Source organism: Streptosporangium nondiastaticum, assembly GCF_003011965.1.
GTDB lineage: Bacteria > Actinomycetota > Actinomycetes > Streptomycetales > Streptomycetaceae > Streptomyces > Streptomyces nondiastaticus.
In genome coordinates, this window is sequence record NZ_PXWG01000120.1 from 1 (window position 1) to 20,912 (window position 20,912).

Here is a 20,912-nt window from a genome sequence, read left to right on the forward strand (position 1 = left end):
TTCCCGTCGTCGTCCGGGCAGTGTGCTCGGCGTATCCGACCAAGTTCAGCGTCTCCCCGAAAGGGAATCTGGCGAAGAAGTCGAGGTTCTCGGCGATGGTGAGACGGATGGCTCTGCCCCGGCCGTGCTGAGCCCGACCACATACACCGCACCCCACCGGGTGAAACCCATCACCTCGTACCCGCTCTCGGCGTACCCGGCGGTGAGACCGGCTACCAGCAGCAGGCGCCACATCCCGCACGGCAGGGCGACCAGCGCGGCGGCATGGGCCGCCCCCGGACGGCCCAGCGGGGCCGGGACGGAAGGCCGGGGGCGAGTCGGGTGGCAGTCATGCGCACCATCGTCCCCGGCGTCGTCCCTGAGGACCGGCCTCAAGCCGGCCTCGGAAGGAGATCCGTACCGCCGCCTCCCCCGCGCGGGGGAAGGCAGTCCTCCCCCGCCGTTCACCGGCGCTTCTGTGAGGACGTGTGCCCGTCGTCGGCCCGGCGCCGCCCGTGGAGTGTCGGCTCGGACAGCTCCTGGTCGGTCGGCGAGCGCCGGGTCGCCATCGCGCAGCCGCGTCCGCAACGGCTCCCGGTAGCCGGCCGACTTCGGTGCAAGATGGGCCTGTCTGTGCGGCCGGTAGTAGAGGTCGATGGGGGCGCGCGCCTCATCGACCAGGGCGGGGCCGTCCTGCGCCACCATCGGCCATTGACCCGACGGCGGGTTGAGTTCGACGAGTTGCTCGGTGGAGAGCGCGTATACCACCCGCCCGGGTGACCGCCCCCGTATATCCGAGCACGTTCGGTCCGGTCACACACATGATCGCCTTCAGCCTGGCGGTCTCTTCCAGGTCCTCATACGCAAGACCGGACATCGCAGCCCCTTCATCGCCTGTCGGCTCTGAGGACAGCCTGTCCCCGACCGCGCACCGGCACAGGGCGGGAAAGAGCCGAAGCCACACGCACGAGACCACCGGCGCCTACACTCCCCCCCCTGATGCCCGAACGGGAACCCCACTCCCGGCGGCCGTTCTCCTGTCCGTACTCAGCGCCGATACCGCTCGGGCATGCCCGAGCCGGGCGAGGGCACCGGCCCAGGGCGAGTCCAGGACACCCTGGATTTTCCTCTTCCCCCCAGCCGTTAAGTGACGGCACGCCAGTTGACCAGCCGTGACATAGGGGGGTGTTCACGCGTAGGGCTGACCAGACGGGACAGAAGCGACTGAAGATCGCTTCCCGGTTGGCTGAAGACCGCTTCCCGCTAAGCGAGCGGCCACTCGATACGGAGTAGCGTCAGGGCAGCTATGCAAGGCAGAGCAGGACGGTGAGCGAACCATGGGCACACACTGACGCGGGAAGATGCCGATCCGGCTCGATATCCATCTGAGACGGACGCCGATGCAGCGGAGAAGTTGGCGGGCCTTATCGTGCCCTTGCTGCCCAGCCCTGAAATCGCTCGCGAGGACCGCCGACGTTCACTGGACCCCACCACCGAGTTCCTGACGGGCCAGTACAGCCGACGGACCTGCGGATGAAACCGGTCCGCGGGCAGGTGGGGCAGGGGCCGGGCAAGGGTCCAGCGGAACTGCGCGGAGCTCCACGAGCCGGCCGGGCGGGCACAGCGGATCCGGCCTTCGCGAAGGGCGGACGAAAGCGCTACGGCCTCGCACCTGATACGCGGGCGCGATTCGAGCGCTGCCTGTCCGAGAGCACCCACCCGGATCTGCCCCTCCCCTCACGCACTGCCCGGACCTACCTCGACATCCTCTTCTTCCATTCCGTTCGAGGACGGGAACGCGCGCGCGGCCATGCTGGCGTTGGCCTTCGTCCTGGCACGGGAGGGCATCCTCCTCGACCAGGTTCACCCACTGCAGACCACCCGCTGGGCCGACGACGCGGAAGGCGCGGCAGATCTGGCACTGCTGCCCGGAATCCTGGTCACCGCTACCGAGCGGCGCCTGTCCCACGGAAGGCATGCCGGGACGGGCGCCCTCTCCCCTGCAGCGACGACGAGCGGATGCGGCCCGAGGCCCTGGAAGGGAAACCATTCATGAGGACGACCGTGCCGCTCGTCGCGCTGGGGGCGGCCACGGCCGCGGTCACCCGGTGGTGCTGCACCACATGGCGCCCGGGGCAGCGACCGGCTGCGGGCCGCCCGATAGGGCTCCCTGAGCTGGACCCTGCTGACCGGGGACCTCGCAGTCATGACGACGCTCGCAGCCCTCGGTGCCCCGGCGCTGCCGGCCAATAGCGCCGCCGTGGGCCTGCTCCTGGCGGGCCGCCGCGTGCGCGGTAGCCAAACCCGTAGCCACCCGACGCGCCGACACCGCCACCCGAGCCCTGCGCAGCAGGCTCGGACTCCCCCTCGCCCGCCTCCTGCGGCGGCCTCTCACCATCGGTCCAGCGCTACCTCACCGAAAACCCGGCCCCGGAAGCCGATCACCCCAATCAGAGGCCCTTCGGTGCGGAGCCCCCGGTCACTCAGCGGAACGGGCCGTCGTCGGCGAAGGCGTGCGCGGCGAAGCGTTTGCCCATCCGGCGGTATGCGGCGGCGGTGGGGTGCAGGCCGTCGGCAAGGTCGTCCGCCTCGTCCGGGCCGAGCAGTTCGCGTCCGTCGCGATAGTGCAGGTGGGGATCGTGTGCTCGCCGGGCCGCCACGATTCGGGCCAGTTCCTCACGGACCACCGCCAGCGACAACGCCCCACGGGCCACATCGGCCGGGTCGCCCAGGGCTGTGATCTTCCCGTCGGGGCCCATCGAGACCGGGCCGGGAGTCGCCTCGAGCGCCGGACAGCTCACCGGGGACACCAGCAGCAGCGGGGTGTCCGGGTGACCGTCCCGGATCGTGTCGAGGAACCCGTGCACCGCCGGGCCGAACGTCCGCAGCCGGAAGGTGGCCAGGCCCACGATATTGATGCCTGTCTTGAGGCTGATCAGGTCGGCGGGCATATCGCGGATCGTCCGGGCGACATAGGGGTCCAGCATGTCGTTGCCCGCCTGGCCGAGGTTGATCACCTCCACTCCCCCGAACGAAGCCGCCACCACCGGCCAGGTGCCGGTCGGGCCGTCAGCTTCGAGACAGTGGCTGATGGAACTGCCGTGGTGCACCCAGCGGCGCCGGCCGTCCGGCAACGGTGCCAGCACCTCGCCGTCAGCGCGGAGCGCCAGCAGTTCCGTGGGGGTCTGCTGGGGCAGCCACAGCTCGACATTCTTCATGCCGGCCGGCAGTCCGGCGAACCGTACGGTCCCCGGCTCCCCCGGGACCAGTCGCTGCGCGGCCCCGGGGCCCGCCATCCGCACCACATTGCCCACCGGTGCTTGCCGACGCCCGGCGTGGACACCGTCCACCAGCAGTTCCAGCATCCCGGTCGGGCGAGGCCGGGGGTCACTGTCGAGCTGTCCTGTGGAGGTGAGCACCTCGAACTCCAGCTCACGTGCATCGGTGCGGAACACCAGCCGCACCCCCGAAGGCATCACCGTCACCCCGTAGACCGACGGGTCCTGGTACTGCTCCTTGGTCCACGCGGGCAACCGGCGAGGCATCACCCCCGCCTGCGTCCTCTCCAAATCCAGCGCACCCCGTAACTCCACCGGCCCACCCACCAGCGGAAATGCCCGCATCGCCACCGCCACGACTCCCAACGCTCTCAGGTCCGGATGCATGTGCACACCCGCGAGTTCTCCACCACCACCCTGACACACAAGCCGACACGCTCACCTGGCAAAGCACAACGCTCACTAGCCAACTGAAACGCTCAGTGTGCGACACGAAGTCGCTCCAGGTAAGTAAGTCCAGCCACGTGAAGGAGGTACCGATCAGCTGAACTTCGGGCCAGTGTCCAAGGCCCGTCCCCGCGCCCCCATGCGTCGCTGGTAACGGTCGGGTGTGAAGCGGAGCGTTCAAACCCAAGAGCGTCCCGGCCATCGAGGAGCAACAGGCGAAGGGAAGGCTGGACGGGCGAACGCAAGTGAACCCTCGATGATGCCCCGTGATTTTAAGGCCGTGTCGATGGCGTGTTGGCGGCGGTCATAGGACCCCGTGCTGTGAGGCGCCAAGCGACCTTCGGGTAACTGAGCCCGGAAGGAGGACACCGCATGTTTCCGGCGCACTCCGGTTGGCCTCCCTGGACGGCGACCCTCTGAGCTGGGAATCCGGGGCCGGGCTGACATGAGTGGCCCCTTTTCCCGTATCCGACTCCTGCTGGGCTGGTTGAGTCAACGCGAGTGTGAGCATTCCGCCGGAATTGTCTAGGTAAATCCGGAATTACTCTGATCAGCTACACAGGACGGAGGTTGAGGCGGACAGGGTGAAAGCGGGGATTCCAGCGCGCTGATCGCGGCTCCGCCGTCCCGTAATCCGTGCATCGGCGCCCCCGTATGCTCCTGACCATGAGCACTGCACATCCTGCCCGCAGGCGCGACGCCGCCGCGACGCGCGAGGCGATCCTCGCCGCCGCGGTCGTGGAGTTCACCGAGCACGGGTACGCCGGGGCCGGGGTGCGCCAGATCGCCGAGCGGGCGGGCGTGACGGCGATGATGATCAACCGCTACTTCGGCTCGAAGGAGGGCCTGTTCGCGCAGGCCGTCGCTCGTGCCTTCGCACCGCCGACCATCGTCGGCGACGAACGCACCGGCCTGGCGGGTGCCATCGCCCACACGCTCACCGAGCGCACCGCGTCCGGCACTGAGCGGCTCGACCCGTTTCTCCTGCTGTTGCGCTCGGCGCCGGATACGGAGGCGGCGGGCATCGTCCGGCAGGGCGTGGAGACCAACGTGGGGGCCCGTCTGGCAGAGCTGCTCGACGGACCGGACGCCGAGGTGCGCGCGCAGCTCGCCCTCGCACTGGTCGCCGGAACGTGGCTGCTGCGCAGTGTCGTCGGTACCACCGCGCTCGTCACAGCCGATGACGCCCGCCTCACCGCCCTCCTCACCGACATGCTCGAACCGGTCATCCGCGAGGCGGACGGCACGTCTGTACCCGGAACCCGTCTCGACGGCACCGACGGGTAGCCGTCCATCGCCGGCACGCGGGACAGCGGAGTCTGTGCGCTCAGAAGACGGAGCGGATGAGCCCGCCGTCGACGCGGATGGTGGCTCCGCTGACGTACTGGGCATAGCCGCTACAGAGGTAGGCGACAGCTGCCGCGACCTCCTCCGGTTCACCGAAGCGCTCCTGGTCGTTGGGGAGGAGAGCCTGCACCGCGTGGGGCTGGATCTCCTCCCAGGTCCGGCCCCAGCCACGGGCGGGCCCGATGCTGGTGACGAGGTCCTTGGTGGCCTCAACAAGGATCACCCCGGGGGAAACGACGTTGGACGTGACGCCAGTGCCCTTGAGTTCACGGGCGAGGGAGACAGCGAGGTTATGCCGGGCGGCCAAGGTGGCGTTGTACTGGGGGTGACTGTTCATCGGCTGGGAGGCGAGCCCGCCGCCGATGGTGACAACACGACCCCAGCCGCGTTCGCGCATGGCAGGAACCAGATGCTGGATCATGCGGACGCCTGAGACGACGTTGACGTTGTAAGTGTCGCGCCACTCGTCGGCAGTGGCCTCGGCCCAGGACAGCTCCCGGTAGAAACCGGCATTGTTGACGAGGATGTCAACGGGACCGTCCGCCGCGGCGGCGCGAGCGACGTCGGCGGCGGCGCGGTCGTCGGCGAGGTCACCGACAACCGCGCCGGCCATCCCGCCGGCCTCCCGGATCTCCTGCGCGACCCCCTGCGTACGGTCCTTGTCCCGGCCGTGGACCACGACCGCGGCGCCTTCGGCTGCCAGCAGCTTCGCAATGTCCTTACCCAGCCCCGCGCTCGAACCTGTGACGAGCGCGCGCTTACCGGTCAGGTTCAGGTTCATCTCGTGTTCCCTCTCAGGGCCGCCTCGCGGCCCGCACTCTGTGGTGATGCGAGGTATCCGACACGCAAGTATACAGCTGTAGACTTACTGCTGTATCCGGACCCGCTCACGAGCACACCAAGACGAGCGCGGACAAGAACAGCCACTGAAGCCCCTGGTCGGAGACAACGCCACGATGAGGCGGGGACCAGCCCGGTCCGGGCGATCGGCTCATCACGCCGGGCCTGCTACTCAACCTGAGCCACAACCACAAACACCCCAAGCCCAGCCCGAACCAGACCGAGCCGGGGAGCCCCCTCTTGCGGAGTGTGGTCGCGCGGACGGTGCACCAGTGCGAGCAGTACTTCCGGGCAGCGGCTGGAGCCAGGGCAGGGCAGGGGCGCAGACCGCGCAGTGGCCGGGCGGGACGGCGGGAGGCCAGTCACCGGAGCAGGCGCTGAACGCGGTTGGTCTCTCCCGGGTCGTACGGTTCCGTGTCGGCGGTGCAGCCGTCGAGCAGTTCGCCGAGGGCAGCGCGGAAAGTGGTCAGATCCTGGCGGCAGGCGCCGAGCAGGTCCAGGTACTCCTCCGCCGTCCAGGTGGCGAGGGTGCCGGTGCGGGTGAGGCAGAGCCTGACGGTATCGATGCGGTACCGGTCGGCGGCATCGAGCAGCAGAGAGACGCCTGGGTTGCTCACAGCTCACAGGCTCACGGATCGCCTTGTCTACCTGGGCAGACAGGCTGTGAGCCTCACAGCTCACAGCCTGCCGGGGGGGGCTGTCATCCGAGCCTGCTGGCCTCGATTCGATCAGGCGTACGCTCAGTTTTGTGCCCCGCCATCCGAAGAAGCCCCGCCAGCTGGTCGCCGACGGTCGCATGTACCTGTGGACGGTCCGTCACAGCCATCGAGTGCTGGACAGCGGCCGGTCTGCGGACTGCCGCCAGACCCTCACGCTGTACCCGCAGCCGGCCGGCACCGGCGGCTCGCTACAGATCGTCTTCGCCTCGGGCCCGGGCCAGTACGTCCCGGGCGGGGCCCCCTTCGGCTCTGGGGACGTGGGCTTTACCCAAGGCGCAGACCTGAACCTGCACGAGCCGGGCGCTGTCCGGGCCCTGCTCGACATGGCGCTGACTCATGGGTGGCAGCCGGGAGAGCAGCGGACAGTGGAACTCGACGGCTGGCCTCTGCTGGAGGCAGCGGCCTCCGCACGAACCGGTGGTGCCGGCCCGGCAGGCCCGTAGAGAGTGACTTCGACCCCTCTGCACTGGCCCACAGCGCCGTGCGAGACAGGACACCTGGCCAGCGGCGAAACGGGCACGCGGCCGGGCAAGGCGCTTGTGCAGATTCCTCAATACGGGATCTGCCACCACTGCAGCGGCGGAGAACTTCCCGCTGCGGCCCACCGGGAATGCGGACATGCGCCACATATAAGGAAGAAGTAGCGGAGCCTGACGGCTATGTGTCTACTTCGGTAGGGCTTTGGGGTTCAAGGAGCTCGAAGGGAAAAGCCCTCAGAGAGTGGTGTCGCCCACGTCGTTCACTCTGGGTTCCCCGTGGTTCAGATGTCACTGAACGAACACCCACGCTCCTTCTGACAAAGATGGAACATGGGTACACAGCACTGAGGTTGCAGCAACCCGTGTGCACAAGGTAGGCGCAGCCGGTGCGGAGAAGTTCCGGATGGAAGTGTTCGTCGCTGGCCTTTGCGACTGGGAGGAGTAGCTACTGGCGACTCGGAGATAATATTGAATGGTTCCAGCTCAAGGCCGCAACGCGCCTGCTGGCCAGCTTGGTGCAGAATCCCGCAATGCCCATATGGCCTTCGTGGTCGTCACGGGAGAAAGCAGAAACGATCTCGTCGTCGACAGAGGGTAGGCAGCTTCCGAACCCTAAGACCGCGGGTGCTCAGCGCCTGAGGGGTGGGACCATGTGGCTGGCCCGCCCTCCCCCGGGGGGAATGGTTCTACAGGGTTCGGCTGGTCGGGCAAGGAGGACGTTGAAGAGATGGCGCCGCTCCGACCCTGGTAGTTCCCGGCTGCGGCTCCCGTCTTGCTCTGCTGCTCGTGATTCCCGATTAGAATTTGAAGTCGATGTAGTCGATACCTGTGAATTCGACTTCCAGGCCGGAAGCGCGGCGCCCGTAGTCCTGGAAGTACTCCTTCTGGAGGCCTTCGGCGATGACCTCGTTGGGTGTCTGGGTACCGATTCTGGCTGCACTGGCATAACAGTGAGCGGGCGCATCGGCCCGCCCCGGACGGTCCTGCTCGCCGACGGCATCCGCGCCTTCCTTCGGTACCCTGCGCGGCCTCACAGGCCACCGGTGACGCGCACGGCTCCATCCACCCGAATGCGGTCCGTGTCGTCCACAGGGTCCGCGGCCGGGTCATGCAGATTCTGAGCTGTACCCGCTGGCCGCTCGGGCCGTCATGGACCGAGCCATCCCGCTCATTTCCGCTCCGGTGCCGTCCTGGCCGGAGCTTCGGCCATGCCCTGGAGAACCTATGGCACGCATGCCCGGCGCTGCCTGGCGGCCCGTCGTCAATACCCACAAGAATGGTGTCCTCGAACACCGCGGCCTGGTCCTGCACGTCCAGGACGGCACCAACAGCCCCCACGGCTTCTTCAACAATCCCGCCAAGCCGGTCAGCTCCGACTTCTGGGTCAGCACCGCGGGCCGGATCGAGCAGTACGTCGAGACCGGCGTCGACTACGCCTTCGCGCAGCATCTGGGCAACCCGTACTACGCCAGCGTGGAGACCGAAGGCCACCCGGACACCCCGCTCACCGCCGCCCAGGTGGAGGGAGTGGCGCACATCTACGCCTGGGGGAACTCCACCTTCGGCTGGCCGTTGCACGTCGTGGACAGCACGACCCAGCCCGGCCTGACCTGGCACGGAGTCGGCGGCGACGCCTGGGGCGGGCACCCGCACTGCCCTGGTGACAAGCGCAAAGCACAGCGCGGCCGGATCATCGCCCGCGCCACGGAGATCCTGGCACTTGACACGGACGGCGAGCCCGGCATCGACCTCGGCCGCCTCATCGCCCTGACCCGCTCCGACCCGGGCGCCGCGCAAGACCACCCGACCTACCCCGACGGCGTCCGCCTCGTCGCAGGGGCGCTGCATGCCGAGGGCCTGCTCGACAACATCAACAACGACGGCCACTTCGGGTGCCTCACCATCACAGCGTACGCGGCATGGCAGCGGCGCCTCGGCTACGAAGGCGCCGCTGCGGACGGGGTCCCCGATCAGCCATCCCTGACCAAGCTCGGCCAGCGGCACGGCTTCATGGTCACCGCCTGACCGAGTAGGTCGACATCAGCAGACTGGCCGACACGCCGCGAGCCCGGTCCACATCGGACTGATCAGACGGGTACGCGGCTACAGCCCATTCGGCCCCGACAGCCGATATCCGTCACAACGAACCGAATCCCTGCGTCTCACCCAATCCAGTTCACGCAGGTCAGCACGGCGCGGACAACCAACTTTGTTGAGACAGGACAGCCGCGTCGTCCTGCAGCAAGGCGGGCACTGGGACGGCAGGTGCCGCGCAGGCTGGACGTATACCTCTCTGCCGCGAGATGCGACCGGGTTCGGGCTCTTCTCTGAACTGGCGTTTGAGAGGTGACTGAGTCAGGAGCGCCCGTGCTTGTGATAACCGCGAAAGTCGAAGAAGCGCAGACCGTCGATCACTGCTCCAGACAGGATCTCCGGCAGGGTCCATGGGTGGGCGGTGTAGTCATCCATCACCACGCCTCCATGCTCCAGCAGCATCGCGACCAGGTGGTGAACCTCTGCGGTGCCGTCGATCCGTCCGGAGATGTCGATCTGCACCGCCCAACCGGGGTGGTGCCCTACGGCCGCTTCGAGGATGGCCATGTCTTCGGAATCCCAGTCGGAGAAGAGGCAGCCGGTCTCCTCGTCGTCGATGTCAATGTAGAGGTTGCCGTCCAAAGTCCACGGCTCACGCTGGTGGGACAGGTGTCGATCGAGTGAAGCGATGGTCTGATCTCGCTCACCTGCAGGGAACACGAACACAGTGCGCATGGGCCGGAGCGTAGGCACCGCCACGCTGTAGAGGCCATAGATTTTCAACGATGGTTCAGGCCCGGTGATATGGCGGTAGCGCGGTTGGCGATGCCAGCGAAGACCGGAACGCCAAGAGGGACCACCGAGGACAGGCGGGCCGGCCGCTTCGGCATCGAGCCGGCTCCGTTTGCCTTGTGCACCCGCAAGGCCGACCTGCAGGCCCTCGACCTCCCCCGGCCAACCCTCCCGCGGGCGCGCGACGGCTTGTGGCGCCTGCAATTCCCGAACGGCTGTCTCCTGCCACTGCCGCCCGAACGGCAGAGCCGGAAGGGCCGAGGCTACGGCTGCTCGGTTGCCGCCGGCAGGTTGTGCCATGCATGCCCGCAGGCGCCTTTGCAATACATCTCACGGCGGCGAGTGTCGGCAATGGCAAACACGGAAACGAGGACACGGAATGACGTGACGTACTCGGCGGCGGGGAGGCCCGCGAACCCGTAGCGGGGCGGGTCCATGCAGATCATCACCGCGGGGTTGGCCGTGGGCTTCACACCGGACCGGGCCACCCCCGCACGGCCGTCCGCAGCGGTGATATGCGCCTGCATCGCATAGCCGGCGACTTCCTGCAGTACCTCCTGCCGGCGTGCCGGGGCGAGGCCGGAGAACCAGCTCACGCCAGCGTCCAACGCGCGAAGCCCCTGGGCAATCTCGTTGACAACCCGCTCGGTCTCACACCGGAAGGCGCGGCCGTCGTCGATGCTCGTTTCGTTCATCGCTTGATGATTTCACGATTCCGGTCCCGGGCAAAGGCCGGTATCCGCACCCGAAAGCCGCACGAGCAGCAACCCGGAACAGCCCGCTCCCACGATCCGGCAGTGCCACAGGACTCTCACTCCGCAGCCCGCCAGGCACCCTCGCGGCACTTGTGCGAAACCAAAAGTCACTGACATCGATCACGAGGCTGGCCACCAAACGGCTCCCGAAGAAGCCGGCACAGCCACGCCTGGGCACCGAGGCTGCGCCTGCGGGCAGGGATGCCCGCTGCATGTCAGAAGTGAGTTAGAGCGGTCAGACGCAGAGTGGGGCGCTGACACTGGAGAAGGCGCTGAAGGAGGCGTCCACGTTGTGATTCCCGCAGGGCTGCTTGTTCGGTGAGGGCTTCCCGGTAGGAGGTGATGATGTCGCACAGGCCGCTGGGTCTGGGAGCGCCGGGCCAGGTGGTGCCGGCGAAGGCTGGTCCTGGAGTGCCTGGTGCGGCTGCCAACTTGGATCGTGGTCAGGCGCAGCAGTCCGCAGGTTGTTGGGGCTGGGACACCGGGCTCCTTCAAGGAATGACGTGGCTCAGGGATGTGTGAACACGCTGGTGATCCGCGCGTCCGGGTTGATGTGCAGCCCGATCACCGCACTGTCGTCCACCCGGCTCGAGGACAGGCCAGCGAGGGCGTAGGCGGCACCGTGATAACACTGCCCGCCATCGCGCCCAAGCAGGCATTCCGAGGTTTCCCCTGCGTCCTTGCTCCGGTCATCGTCACGCCTTGATGACCGTCGGCATCACCCGAGTGCCGCGCGTGCCCTACTGGCGCGGCGTGCCTTGGCCAGCTGAGGCTGGACGGGTAGCACCGTCGAGCCGGGAGATTCCATGAAACGTCAGGTCAACCGATGCGTCTCTGCCGCGCTGGTCATCATGGTGGGCGGGGCCGGACTGTCCGGGTGCTCATCGAACAAGCCTGCCGGTTCCGCCGCATCCTCGGCCGCGTCCGCAGCCAGATCGGGGGCGTCCGCTGTCGCCTCCGCCGCCAGCAGTGCGGCAGCGTCCGCGGTCTCCTCCGCAGTCGCCTCCGCCGAGGCGGCCGCCGAGGCCGCCCTGGCGAACGTCAAAGGCGGTCTCAACGCCAAGGCGGACGTCACTCTCGGCTCCGTCGTGACCAGCTCCGGCGGCCGGGCGGAGGTTCCGGTGGGCATCACCAACCACGACTCCAAGGCCAGGCGCTACACCATCCTGATCAATTTCAGTGACCAGTCAGGCAACCTGCTCGACATGATCGTCCTCGATGTCCCCGAGACCGCCGCGGGTGGCACCGCACACGCCACTGCCCGGAGCAACAGGAACCTGACAGGTACGATCACCGCCGAAGTCCGCAACGCATTGCGGTACTGACGCCTCACACCACAACCGAGGCCGACAGCGGGAGCAAGCGGCTCCAGGGGCCGAGACACTGCCCGGGCCAGCTCGCCCGCGAGGAACGCGGCAGGTTCCATCCCCGCGCATGCGGGAAGCAGGCTCGTCTCGCCGACTCCGGTTCAGTGGTCGTGGGCCCATCCCCGCACGCGCGGGAACCAGGGGTGACGGGCTGTGTCTGTGACCGGGAAGGTTTGCCGAGGTGCGGTCACTCCTTCTCGGAGGCAGCTGCGAGGTGACGGCAGCAGAGGTCGGCAGCCGTGAGGTGGGGTTTGTGCCGCGCATCAGTGTAGAGCCGCATCTCACGAGCTGCTTGATCCAGGTGGTGCCAGTAGGCGAGCGGCAGGTCGAGGTCGTCACCGAGATCGACCAGGGAGTCGAAGGCGAGTCCGAGCTCGTTGTGCTCCAGGAACTCAAGGGTCGGTGAGAGATCGATGTCTGGCAGGCTCATCAGGTGGGCCCGGGCGGCGTCGAGGTGGCCATAGGTCTGGTTCCAGCTGGCTTGAAGCGCCTCACGATCAACGGTCATGGCGTCAGTGTTGCTGATACCGACCGTAGGGTCACGCGACTTTCGCCGGTCGTCCGCCCCAGCGGATGCCCCACTCGCTGCGGATCCAAGCCCGCTCCCTGCGGTGGGCACTCAGCACGTCGGGGTGCCATGCGTTCTGCTTCCGCCAGCGCAGGTAGGCGTGGAGGATTCGGGTCTGCGCGGTGTGGTTACGGTGGTGGGAGTCGGGACAGTGAACTGCCGCAACGGCCCGAAGAGAGCCTCGATCGGGTTAGCCCAGGACACGTAGGCCGGGGTGAAGCACAGCCCGACCCGGTTCTTCCTCGCCCAGTGCCGAATCGTCTCGTCGTTATAGGCGGGCGGACAGGCTGTCCAGGACCACGTAGACCGACTCCGTCCGGGCGGGCCGCACGGATCGGCCTCAGCGCGGCCAGCGTGTTCGCGGCGCCCATCTTCCTGCGGTCGACGCCCCACAAGGCGTCGTCGCCGACGGAGTAGCAACCCCGTGGAAGTAGCGCACCCCATGAGTGCGGTGATAGGTCGCGGGATGCCTCTCGGGCCAGCCTTGCCCGGCCCAGCATGACCACCGGTGGGGCGGATACTGAGCGACCCGAACTCATCGAACGCGAACAAGCGATCCGGAGAACACGCCAGCACGTCCTCAACGCGGTCCCACTTGGCGTCACGCTCAGGATCGGGCGACTCCTTCCACGTCTTGGTCCACTGGAAAGTGACGCCGCGGCGGACGAGGAGGCACCGTAACGCCTCGCAGTCGATCCGGATCACGTGACCGTGGATGCGCCGCAGGTAGGCGGCGAGCCTACGGATGAACCAGCACGGGAAGCGCTGACTGAGCCTGGCCGGGCAGGTAGTGACCATCTTGATGACGAAGCCCCCGTCGCCATGGATGAGCAAGCGGGGACGGCCTCCCGCCCACCTAGGATCCAGGCAGGCCGGGCCGATCTCGTTGAACCGGTAGATCACATCCCGGACGGTATCCCCGTCGGCCTACACCAGCTTGGCGATCACCGGAACCTGGTCACCTCCGGCCGAGGCCAGCAGCACCATCGCGCGCCGATACCACACTGAACTGGTGCTGACACCGACCAGCAACGTGCAGGACCCTATCCCCGCGAGCGCGGGGAACAGAGGAAACGACCTGCATGTTTCCCCAACCACACCAGAAATCAAGCAACTCCAAAGAAAAATACAAAATTACACTAAGAGGTTGTCTCACGTGGTGAGTTTCGCGAGTTTCTTGTAGCAGGTGAGAACTGCGGCGAGGCCCAGGAAGGCGAGGAAGTGGCTGCCCTTGCGTTCATAGCGGACGGCGAGGCGGCGGTAGCCGAACAGCCAGGCGATTGATCTCTCGATCTTCCAGCGGTGTCGGCCGAGCCGCTCGCCGGACTCGATCCCCGGGCGCGCGATGCGCGGGATGAGCCGTCGTGAGCGGAGCCAGGCGAGGTGTTCGGCGGAGAAGTATGCCTTGTCGGCGCGGACCTTGACCGGTCGCCGTCGTCGTGGCCCGCGCCGGGACCGTATGGCGGGGAGGCCCAGGAGTAGCGGCTTGAAGGCCTGGCTGTCGTGCACGTTCGCGCCGGAGACCGCGACGGCCAGCGGGATGCCCTGGGCTTCGGACAGCACATGCAGCTCGCTGCCCTTCTTGCCGCGATCGACCGGGTTCGGTCCGGTCAGCGAGCCCCCCCCCTTTCGCGCGGACGGATGCGGCGTCGACGATCGCTGAGGTCCAATCCAGCTCGCCCCTGGCACCGAGCTCGTCCAACACCGCCCGATGCAGCCGCCGCCACAGACCGGCCTTGGTCCACGTCGTGAAACGGCAATGCGCAGTGGCCGACGAGGTGCCGAACGCCGGCGGCAGGTAGCGCCAGGCACAACCGCTGGTCAGCACGTAGACCACCGCTGTGAACACCTTCCGGTCCGCCACCGGCGCTGTCCCACCGCCCTGTTGTCTGGGCCGGAACGGCGGTATCAGCGGCGCGGCTATCTTCCACAGCCCATCGGGGACCAGTTCCCGCGCAAGATCCACAGCCATGACGGACGATCATGCCCCAAGCGGCACCCGCGGCCCGCGGCCGGGGCAGTGCTGGTATATCAGCTGGTCATCGAGCCCCACGACTTCTAACCTGCTCAAATGACCGAAGATGGACCCGCGGTACGCGTGGGAGAGCCCGGACCGAGACCGGTCCACCTGCGCTTCTCCGAGCCTACAAGACCCTATGGGGAAGACCCCACACTCGACTTCCTCGTGAAAGCTCGCGGGCAGTGGGTGAGCATCGAGACCCTGGTGCGGACGTGGGACGGCGACGGCCTCGACACCTTCCTCTCCTCACTGGCCGAGGACTTCCGCGGCTGGGAAGGAGCGCGCAGCTGGCGCTCCCTGGAACGCGACCTGACGATCTCGGCGGAGCACCGCCCGGGCGGCTACGTCCACCTGACGTGGGGCATCCACGACCGGCCTCCGTCCGAGGAGTGGCACTTCGAGACCACCACCGTGCATGCGGCCGGCGAGGAGATGCGAAACCTCGCCGCAGAGTTCCAGATGTTTCTCACCAGCACGGTCGGATAGCTGAGCCACCACGTGAGACAACCTCTAATACACAAAGGCTGCAAGATACCCGCAAAGGCACACCCCCCTCCATCACTCCCCCACCTGGAGAAACTGCCTGTGAGGCTCACTACTCACAGGCCGCACCTGCAGGCCCGCAGAACCCTCGCGCTACCGGCAGCCGAGCAGACACCAAGAACTGCCCCGACCGCAGGCCTAACCGCCACAACAGCTGCGTGACCAGTAACGACAACAGATGTAACGGCTGGACGGGGCCCCCTCCGGCAGACTCCCGCTCCAGAACTGCACCAGACACCAGCCGAACTCCAGAGACAGCCGCACCCCCCAGCCAGCCGGCCTCAAGCACACGGTGCTCAAACTCCAGGGGGCGACTCAGGCCCCTCGGTCGAGGTGCTGCAGCACACTCCCGGTCCGGCCTGCAGGCCAGTCCCCCGTTCAAGCCTATGCGTCGTTGAGGCACGAGAAGCCGGGCTACTGCCAGGCTGGGAAATGCCCTGGAGGAAATACGAGAGAGACATCAGGCAGTTGGGCCGGACGCGAGCCGCCTTCAAGACGATCACGGAGACGGTGCCGGCTTCGGGCCGGGCGCCCGGCGGACGGGGCTCGTCGGGCAGGGCGCACACAACGGCAGCACGCTCCTTGGCACCGGCGGGATCGAGCTACGACGCCGCCTCTAACCTGCACTGGCCCTGCTGACGCCGCCGCCAACACCACCCCTCTATCTGAGCAGCTGTCACCGCCGGGCCACCACCCCGCTGCGGTATCAGCCCGGCTCCCCAGGGAGGGTGATCCCGGATCTGCCGCACCCTGTCTCCACCTGCACCGTGTGTACACCAGCCGCATCCACGCTCAGCCTGTACTGGCCGATGCGGGGGCGCCCGAGCGCCTCCCAATGGGTGTATCCGGCGGTGATCTCGTCCCAGAGCAGCCTTGGGCCCGCCTGGGTGACGGTGAAGTGGTCGGCGCTGTGGCCGTCGTGGTCCACGGCTGCCCAGGACGGGGTTGTCTCGTCGGCGATGTGCAGGCGAGTAGGGGCGTGCTCACCACTGGTGTCCCAGGCGAAGGATGCGCCAGGGACAGCCAAGCCGAGATGGAACTCGGCATCGAGGTCTCCACCCGCGACCAGCCACGGCGACAAGCGCGTCACTCCCTTGTGCTGTGCGGACGCGGTCGCGGATCCCGCCGTGTCCCGGCAGGCGCGTCTCATGGGCATGAACGAGGCGAAGGCGTGGAACCGGCCGTGGGCCGCTCCGTCCTGGCCGGGCGTCAGTTCGAGGGTTCCGTAGCGGCACCAAGCCGAGGTCCACGGCGTGACGATACGCCCGCCGGCTACGGTCTGCTCCACCCAGGCCGGCGGGACTTGGTCGACGGAGAACGTCGCAATCACCCGCTCGTACGGTGCTCCGGGCTGCCACCCGGCGGCCGCGTCACCGCAGGAGACCGCCGGCGCGAAACCCGCGGCTTTAAGGTTGCGTTCCCCTTGTGCGGCGAGCAGGGGGTCGAGCTCGATGGTGCTGACCGCGTCGTCACCCAGGATGGCGCAGAGCAGGGCGGCGTTGAAGCCTGTTCCGGTGCCCAGTTCCAGCACGCTTCGCGGTCCGGTCTCACTCGCGGTGTCGCCGATACCGGCGAGCAGCAAGGTGCGCAGCACCATGGAGGGCATGGAAGCCGATGAGGAGGGCAGTCCGTCGGTGAACCGGGTGACCAGCGGGATGTCGGTGTAGGCCGCGGTGAGCCACTCGTCCGGGTTCGCCCAGCGGCCGCAGGGCTGGTAACCGCCTTCGTCGTCGCGCAGCCACAGCCGGTCGGGGAGGAACAGGTGTCGTGGGACCGTGCGCAGCGCACGTACGGCCTTGGGCGGCAGTTGCCGGCCGAGGAGCTCGGTGACGTCGGCGAGCAGCCGGTCGACGTGAGCGGCGGTTACGGCCGAGAAGGTCTTCACGACGGTGGTTACTTCTCCTCCGGAGGCGGCGGCGAAGGCGGAGGGGGCGGGGGGACGGGCCGGTGGGGCTGGTGCCCGTCATCTCCGATGGGCGAGCGGTGTTTTGCCTGCGCGACGTCCACATCCGGCCTCCTCGGGTCTCCCGCCCACGGTAGAGGAAACGACCGGCCCTGCAGAGCTTCCGGCCCACCGCAGAACCCGGATACCGGCCACCCAGGCGCCCCGGCGCAGCAGCCCTCCCCCACAACTGATGCCGGCTCGCACATACTCGTCACGGCCTTCAGGATGCAGACGAGCGAGGTGACATACCGCTTTGGCGACTGCCTGCTGCCTGTGGCGGGCGCAGCTCCCGCCGCAAGCAGGACGGGCGTTAAGAGTCGTAGCGGCAGAAGCCTCAGCCACAGGATCAGGGCTGGAGGGCATGACCGACCTCGACTCATGACAGCCGGGCGACCGGCAGGGTTCATCCTGCCGTACGCGCGCGAGCAGGCGCAGGGCAGACCCCGCACCGCTGCCTTCGTGCTCCAGGCCGCCCGTACCAGGCTCTCCGCTCCGGGGGCAGGGCTTCGGGGTCAGCACCGTTACCGGATCAGCTACCGGATCCCGGTGCGGATCCGGCAAAGTTGGATCCCCCCGGCGAGCGCAGGGAGCAGCGACGTGCCTTCAGGACCGTTTCATCGTGAATGGGTGCATCCCCGCGCACGCGGGGAGCACAGCGGCATTGTCCGTAGAGGCGCCCCCCTCTGAATTCACAGCAGGATCCTGAAGGTCAGCGCATCGTATCTGCCACTCCTACTTTGCCGACCGGAGCGCCTGCACCGCGTCCGTCAGTTCCATGAGGCACTCCTGCCCGACTGCAGGCACCTGGAAGCCCGCTGCACGGACCCGGCTGACGAACTCGTCCGGCAGAGCGAGGTGATAAGTGGTCACGTAGAACGAGAGATCTCCCCGCCACACCCATCCACCGTCGGTGAACAGGGATCCACCACCAACGATGGTCTCGCCCGACCCCAGCACATCATCCACCACGCCCATGGACGCGAAGAGCACGTGCCCGCCGCGCAGGTAGGCCACGATCTCCTGCTCGTCGGGGCTGGGCGTATCCGTCACGGCATCACGGATGCTGCCCACGGAGCCGGCGGTTGCGGGCCAGGTCTCTTCATGGAAACCGAGGACCTTCATGGGCAGTTCCTGTCGCTGGGGCAGCCGAGGCGGCAGTGGGGGTGTCAGTCAAAAAGGGGAAGGAAAGTCCGCCAGTAGCCACCATTCTGCACCTCCGGTTCCTGACCCTTGCCACGGGACGGATAGATACCCACCTCGTGCGTCGGCGCCGTCACCGGAATCTGCATCTCATTCGCCAGCGCCTGGGCGGTGGGAATGCCCACTGCAACCTCCTTGAGGACTCCGGTGTGGCAAGAGATGAGCCTGATCGGTCCACCGTTGTAGCTGGGGTTGTTCCGAATCGCCTCGGCTATGTGACCCGCACTCACTTCACCCGGCGGGAAGTCCACCCCCGCAGCGTTCTTCCTGCCGGGCATGAAGAGGCCCCTATCGTTACCGTGCACGATGATGTCGTGGTGACCTTCGATCCGGGCTGTCATCTCCCGGTGCAGCTGGGTCATCTGGTCATACCCGATCGTGGTCAGGTCCGGCTCGAGGTACGCATGGTCGCCGGTCAAGAGCAAGATGTCGCCGGGTTTCTCAGGAGACGCCGGAACTCTCGACTTGGGGTGGTCCGGGGGATGTAGTCGGACCGCATGGCGTGCGAGAGGTCGTCGGCACCGCGCGGCAGCGGAGTTTCGTCGCCGTGGAAGGACGAGTACTGGTGTCCCATCGTGCTATTGGAGGACGGAGCCTCCCACGGTTCGGGAGCCTCGTCCCCCGAACCGTCGCTCGCGGGCCCATCACCGAACTCCGGGGCATCGACCGGGCCTTCCACCTGACCCGAAGGGACGGCGTCCGGCACCTCAGCCCGCTCCTCCAACGCCGAGCTGCTCGGACTCCGGTTCCGGGGCGTCGTCACTGCTCTCCGGCGCACTGCCGACTTCCTTCGCAGCCACCGGCTCCGGACATCGTCCACCTGCTCTGCGCCCGTATCGCGCGAGCCGACGGGTTCCGGCGCATCCGCCGGGCCCGTACCGGAATCCCTATCCGGCGCCTTCGTCGGCTCCGGGGCGTCGACAGGCTCAGGAGGCGAGGCATCCCGGGGCTGCGGGGACTGCTCGGGCCGACGGTCACCCGTGATCAATATTCTGACATTGCCACGTCAAAGCACTGAAGCCGCATACACACGCACACGAGAAGACCCGAAGCGGCCCATGACAACGAAACGCCGCCCAGGGAACCGGTGGGCGTCCAGGTCGACGCAGATCCTCCTCTTGCCCGCTCCGAGACTGAACAGCTGCGCGAACTCGGGCATCTTCGCCACGCCGGGATCGGACAGGCGCAGCACCTCGGGCAGAGCTTGACTCTCCTTGACGATGACGTGCATGCCCTTACCCGCGCGATGCCAGGTGAAGAAGACGTTCTCCAAGACAAGGGTGTGCGCAAGCTGGACCATGACCAGGGCCATCCCCGCATACGCGGGACGCAGTCGTTGGGTTCGCCGGAGAGGGGTTCGCGGTCGGGTTCGTCCCTGCACACGCGGCAGGGAGCAGGTCATGGGACCTCTGGAACAAGCGTGTTGGGCCGTCGGCGCCAGCCTGACAGAGGTTGACACCGAAACAGCTCCACGCGTGTCTCGGATGCCACTACCGGGGTGCGGGGCCGGCGGCGAGGAGCGGGCGGATGGCGCCGAGGACGGAGCCGACGCACACGTCGCGGAGTTCGGTGCGGGTGCAGGTTTCGTCGGCCAGCCAGTCGACGACGAGCACCCGGACGAAGACCAGCCAGCTCTTGAGGACTTGGGAGACGGCCTGTCGGGCGGTGTCATCAGTGAGGGGCAGAACGCTCAGCAGGCGGGTGCGGATGACGTCGAGTTCGTTCGCGATGATCGTCTGGATGACGGGGTCGCCGGCGAGGACGCGGTTGCCGGCGAGGATGGTGTTGCGGTTCGCAATGAAGTAGTCGAGGTGGGCGTCCATGCCCTCCACGAGCTGCTCGACGAGGCCGCCGGCGGCATCGAACCGGCTCTTGGCAAGTAGTTGGTCGGCTGCCTGCTGGTAGATCGCGGCGAAGAGTTCGCGTTTGCCGGGGAAGTGCCGGTAGAGCAGTGCGCGGGACACGCCTGCCTGTGCAGCGATGTCCTCCATCAGCACCTCTTCGTAAGGGCGAGCGGCGAAGAGCCGCGCGCCGACGGCGAGGAGCTGGGCACGGCGGTCGGCGGGGGTGAGGCGCTGGCGTGGCGGCATGACAGAAGGCTACTTGACACACGTCTACTAACGGCAGCACGCTAGTAGACACGTGTCCACTAAGTGGGGGGCGGTGAGCCGAGATCATGGCCAGGACTCTGCGGGTACTCGCATGGTCGATGGGGATCGCATGCGTGGCCATCGTGCTGTACCACGCGGCAGCGGGGAACGCGGCGATTCCGGGCGCCGAGGACGCAGGCGCGACGGTCGACAGCTTCGGCCGGTTCATGGGTGCGGTCTTCGCCGGCTACGGGCTGGCCTGGCTGCGGGCGGTCCGGCAGACGCCGATCCCCGCGGTGACGGTGCGCCTACTGGCCGGGGTGTTCCTGCTGGGCGGGCTCAGCCGGCTGCTTTCCCTCGCAGCAGAGGGACGGCCGCACGGCTTCCAGATCGTGCTGATGGTGATCGAACTTGCCTTGCCGCCGGTGTACTTCTGGCTCGCGGACGCGGAGGAACAGGCAGTACGAGCTCAGGCCTGAGCCGTTCCGCCGTCTCGGGGGTACGGCGGA

General features: G+C 67.5%; 19 protein-coding genes and 1 pseudogene. 6 read left to right on the forward strand and 14 right to left on the reverse strand.

The genetic code is table 11. From position 1 onward, the window contains the following. Positions 1-2,462: 2,462 nt before the first annotated feature. On the reverse strand, positions 2,463-3,644 hold the full coding sequence (locus B7P34_RS28100; RefSeq protein WP_223268312.1) for a GDSL-type esterase/lipase family protein: 1,182 nt from the start codon (positions 3,642-3,644) through the stop codon (positions 2,463-2,465). A gap of 726 nt (positions 3,645-4,370) precedes the next feature. Between B7P34_RS28100 and B7P34_RS28105 the strand changes: the two genes are divergently transcribed. After that, positions 4,371-4,991: a TetR/AcrR family transcriptional regulator gene (locus tag B7P34_RS28105; RefSeq protein ID WP_223268313.1), complete on the forward strand. Its 621-nt coding sequence runs from the start codon at positions 4,371-4,373 to the stop codon at positions 4,989-4,991. Between the two features lie 40 nt (positions 4,992-5,031). Here B7P34_RS28105 and B7P34_RS28110 read toward each other — a convergent pair whose 3' ends face one another. Together B7P34_RS28110 and B7P34_RS28115 are read right to left on the reverse strand one after the other, a co-directional pair. Beyond that, the gene (locus B7P34_RS28110; protein ID WP_106681002.1) at positions 5,032-5,832 is read right to left on the reverse strand and encodes an SDR family NAD(P)-dependent oxidoreductase; all 801 of its coding nucleotides are present in this window, start codon (positions 5,830-5,832) and stop codon (positions 5,032-5,034) included. Between the two features lie 421 nt (positions 5,833-6,253). Continuing rightward, the gene (locus B7P34_RS28115) at positions 6,254-6,508 is read right to left on the reverse strand and encodes a hypothetical protein (protein ID WP_106681003.1); all 255 of its coding nucleotides are present in this window, start codon (positions 6,506-6,508) and stop codon (positions 6,254-6,256) included. 131 nt (positions 6,509-6,639) lie between these two features. Here B7P34_RS28115 and B7P34_RS28120 point away from each other — a divergent pair, with 131 nt between their 5' ends. Next, complete coding sequence (locus B7P34_RS28120; protein WP_223268314.1) at positions 6,640-7,053, forward strand: hypothetical protein; 414 nt, start codon at positions 6,640-6,642, stop codon at positions 7,051-7,053. Positions 7,054-7,886: 833 nt separating this feature from the next. On the opposite strand, the gene B7P34_RS37710 is transcribed toward B7P34_RS28120, so the two are convergent. Next, complete coding sequence (locus tag B7P34_RS37710) at positions 7,887-8,123, reverse strand: hypothetical protein (protein WP_189383107.1); 237 nt, start codon at positions 8,121-8,123, stop codon at positions 7,887-7,889. Positions 8,124-8,313: 190 nt separating this feature from the next. Between B7P34_RS37710 and B7P34_RS28130 the strand changes: the two genes are divergently transcribed. Further along, positions 8,314-9,114: an N-acetylmuramoyl-L-alanine amidase gene (locus B7P34_RS28130; RefSeq protein ID WP_106681005.1), complete on the forward strand. Its 801-nt coding sequence runs from the start codon at positions 8,314-8,316 to the stop codon at positions 9,112-9,114. A 330-nt stretch (positions 9,115-9,444) separates the two neighbouring features. Here the strand turns inward: B7P34_RS28130 and B7P34_RS28135 are convergent, their stop codons facing one another. Both B7P34_RS28135 and B7P34_RS37715 read right to left on the reverse strand, forming a co-directional pair. Beyond that, complete coding sequence (locus B7P34_RS28135) at positions 9,445-9,858, reverse strand: hypothetical protein (RefSeq protein ID WP_146166950.1); 414 nt, start codon at positions 9,856-9,858, stop codon at positions 9,445-9,447. Positions 9,859-10,178: 320 nt separating this feature from the next. Then, positions 10,179-10,610, reverse strand: a complete 432-nt coding sequence (locus tag B7P34_RS37715) for a DUF5958 family protein (protein ID WP_189383109.1) — start codon at positions 10,608-10,610, stop codon at positions 10,179-10,181. 866 nt (positions 10,611-11,476) lie between these two features. Between B7P34_RS37715 and B7P34_RS36915 the strand changes: the two genes are divergently transcribed. Further along, positions 11,477-11,995: a hypothetical protein gene (locus B7P34_RS36915; protein ID WP_146166951.1), complete on the forward strand. Its 519-nt coding sequence runs from the start codon at positions 11,477-11,479 to the stop codon at positions 11,993-11,995. A 229-nt stretch (positions 11,996-12,224) separates the two neighbouring features. Here the strand turns inward: B7P34_RS36915 and B7P34_RS28160 are convergent, their stop codons facing one another. From B7P34_RS28160 to B7P34_RS28175, 3 genes and pseudogenes are all read right to left on the reverse strand, one after another. Then, complete coding sequence (locus tag B7P34_RS28160; protein ID WP_106681011.1) at positions 12,225-12,545, reverse strand: MafI family immunity protein; 321 nt, start codon at positions 12,543-12,545, stop codon at positions 12,225-12,227. A gap of 31 nt (positions 12,546-12,576) precedes the next feature. After that, positions 12,577-13,622 (reverse strand): annotated as a pseudogene (locus B7P34_RS39820) (IS630 family transposase); the annotation flags it as partial. A gap of 135 nt (positions 13,623-13,757) precedes the next feature. After that, positions 13,758-14,577, reverse strand: a protein-coding gene (locus tag B7P34_RS28175) for an IS5 family transposase (protein WP_106681012.1) whose coding sequence is annotated in 2 segments (ribosomal slippage) — positions 13,758-14,234 and positions 14,236-14,577 — 819 coding nt in all. Because the reading frame shifts where the segments join, the coding sequence is not laid out codon by codon here. Positions 14,578-14,676: 99 nt separating this feature from the next. Here B7P34_RS28175 and B7P34_RS28180 point away from each other — a divergent pair. After that, positions 14,677-15,111, forward strand: coding sequence for a DUF6228 family protein (locus tag B7P34_RS28180; RefSeq protein ID WP_223268315.1), 435 nt, complete (start codon positions 14,677-14,679; stop codon positions 15,109-15,111). 763 nt (positions 15,112-15,874) lie between these two features. Here B7P34_RS28180 and B7P34_RS28185 read toward each other — a convergent pair. The 5 genes from B7P34_RS28185 to B7P34_RS28205 form a co-directional block, all read right to left on the reverse strand. Then, positions 15,875-17,053, reverse strand: coding sequence for a protein-L-isoaspartate O-methyltransferase family protein (locus tag B7P34_RS28185; RefSeq protein ID WP_223268316.1), 1,179 nt, complete (start codon positions 17,051-17,053; stop codon positions 15,875-15,877). A gap of 792 nt (positions 17,054-17,845) precedes the next feature. Continuing rightward, positions 17,846-18,235 carry a hypothetical protein gene (locus B7P34_RS28190; protein ID WP_106681014.1) on the reverse strand — a complete coding sequence of 130 codons (390 nt, stop codon included), beginning with the start codon at positions 18,233-18,235 and terminating at the stop codon, positions 17,846-17,848. Positions 18,236-18,279: 44 nt separating this feature from the next. Continuing rightward, positions 18,280-18,732: a hypothetical protein gene (locus tag B7P34_RS28195; protein WP_223268317.1), complete on the reverse strand. Its 453-nt coding sequence runs from the start codon at positions 18,730-18,732 to the stop codon at positions 18,280-18,282. A 587-nt stretch (positions 18,733-19,319) separates the two neighbouring features. Then, a complete protein-coding gene (locus B7P34_RS28200) occupies positions 19,320-19,586 on the reverse strand; it encodes a hypothetical protein (RefSeq protein ID WP_146166952.1) in 267 nt (88 codons plus the stop codon). Positions 19,587-19,803: 217 nt separating this feature from the next. Continuing rightward, positions 19,804-20,403: a TetR/AcrR family transcriptional regulator gene (locus tag B7P34_RS28205; RefSeq protein ID WP_106681016.1), complete on the reverse strand. Its 600-nt coding sequence runs from the start codon at positions 20,401-20,403 to the stop codon at positions 19,804-19,806. Positions 20,404-20,489: 86 nt separating this feature from the next. Here B7P34_RS28205 and B7P34_RS28210 point away from each other — a divergent pair, with 86 nt between their 5' ends. Beyond that, positions 20,490-20,882, forward strand: coding sequence for a DUF4345 domain-containing protein (locus tag B7P34_RS28210; protein ID WP_106681017.1), 393 nt, complete (start codon positions 20,490-20,492; stop codon positions 20,880-20,882). Positions 20,883-20,912 lie beyond the last annotated feature (30 nt).

Bases quoted from the DNA above. Each gene is read 5' to 3' on its own strand.
- B7P34_RS28100 (WP_223268312.1), bottom strand. From the start codon at position 3,644: ATGCATCCGGACCTGAGAGCGTTGGGAGTCGTGGCGGTGGCGATGCGG.
- B7P34_RS28105 (WP_223268313.1), top strand. From the start codon at position 4,371: ATGAGCACTGCACATCCTGCCCGCAGGCGCGACGCCGCCGCGACGCGC.
- B7P34_RS28110 (WP_106681002.1), bottom strand. From the start codon at position 5,832: ATGAACCTGAACCTGACCGGTAAGCGCGCGCTCGTCACAGGTTCGAGC.
- B7P34_RS28130 (WP_106681005.1), top strand. From the start codon at position 8,314: ATGGCACGCATGCCCGGCGCTGCCTGGCGGCCCGTCGTCAATACCCAC.
- B7P34_RS28135 (WP_146166950.1), bottom strand. From the start codon at position 9,858: ATGCGCACTGTGTTCGTGTTCCCTGCAGGTGAGCGAGATCAGACCATC.
- B7P34_RS37715 (WP_189383109.1), bottom strand. From the start codon at position 10,610: ATGAACGAAACGAGCATCGACGACGGCCGCGCCTTCCGGTGTGAGACC.
- B7P34_RS36915 (WP_146166951.1), top strand. From the start codon at position 11,477: ATGAAACGTCAGGTCAACCGATGCGTCTCTGCCGCGCTGGTCATCATG.
- B7P34_RS28160 (WP_106681011.1), bottom strand. From the start codon at position 12,545: ATGACCGTTGATCGTGAGGCGCTTCAAGCCAGCTGGAACCAGACCTAT.
- B7P34_RS28180 (WP_223268315.1), top strand. From the start codon at position 14,677: ATGACCGAAGATGGACCCGCGGTACGCGTGGGAGAGCCCGGACCGAGA.
- B7P34_RS28190 (WP_106681014.1), bottom strand. From the start codon at position 18,235: ATGAAGGTCCTCGGTTTCCATGAAGAGACCTGGCCCGCAACCGCCGGC.
- B7P34_RS28205 (WP_106681016.1), bottom strand. From the start codon at position 20,403: ATGCCGCCACGCCAGCGCCTCACCCCCGCCGACCGCCGTGCCCAGCTC.
- B7P34_RS28210 (WP_106681017.1), top strand. From the start codon at position 20,490: ATGGCCAGGACTCTGCGGGTACTCGCATGGTCGATGGGGATCGCATGC.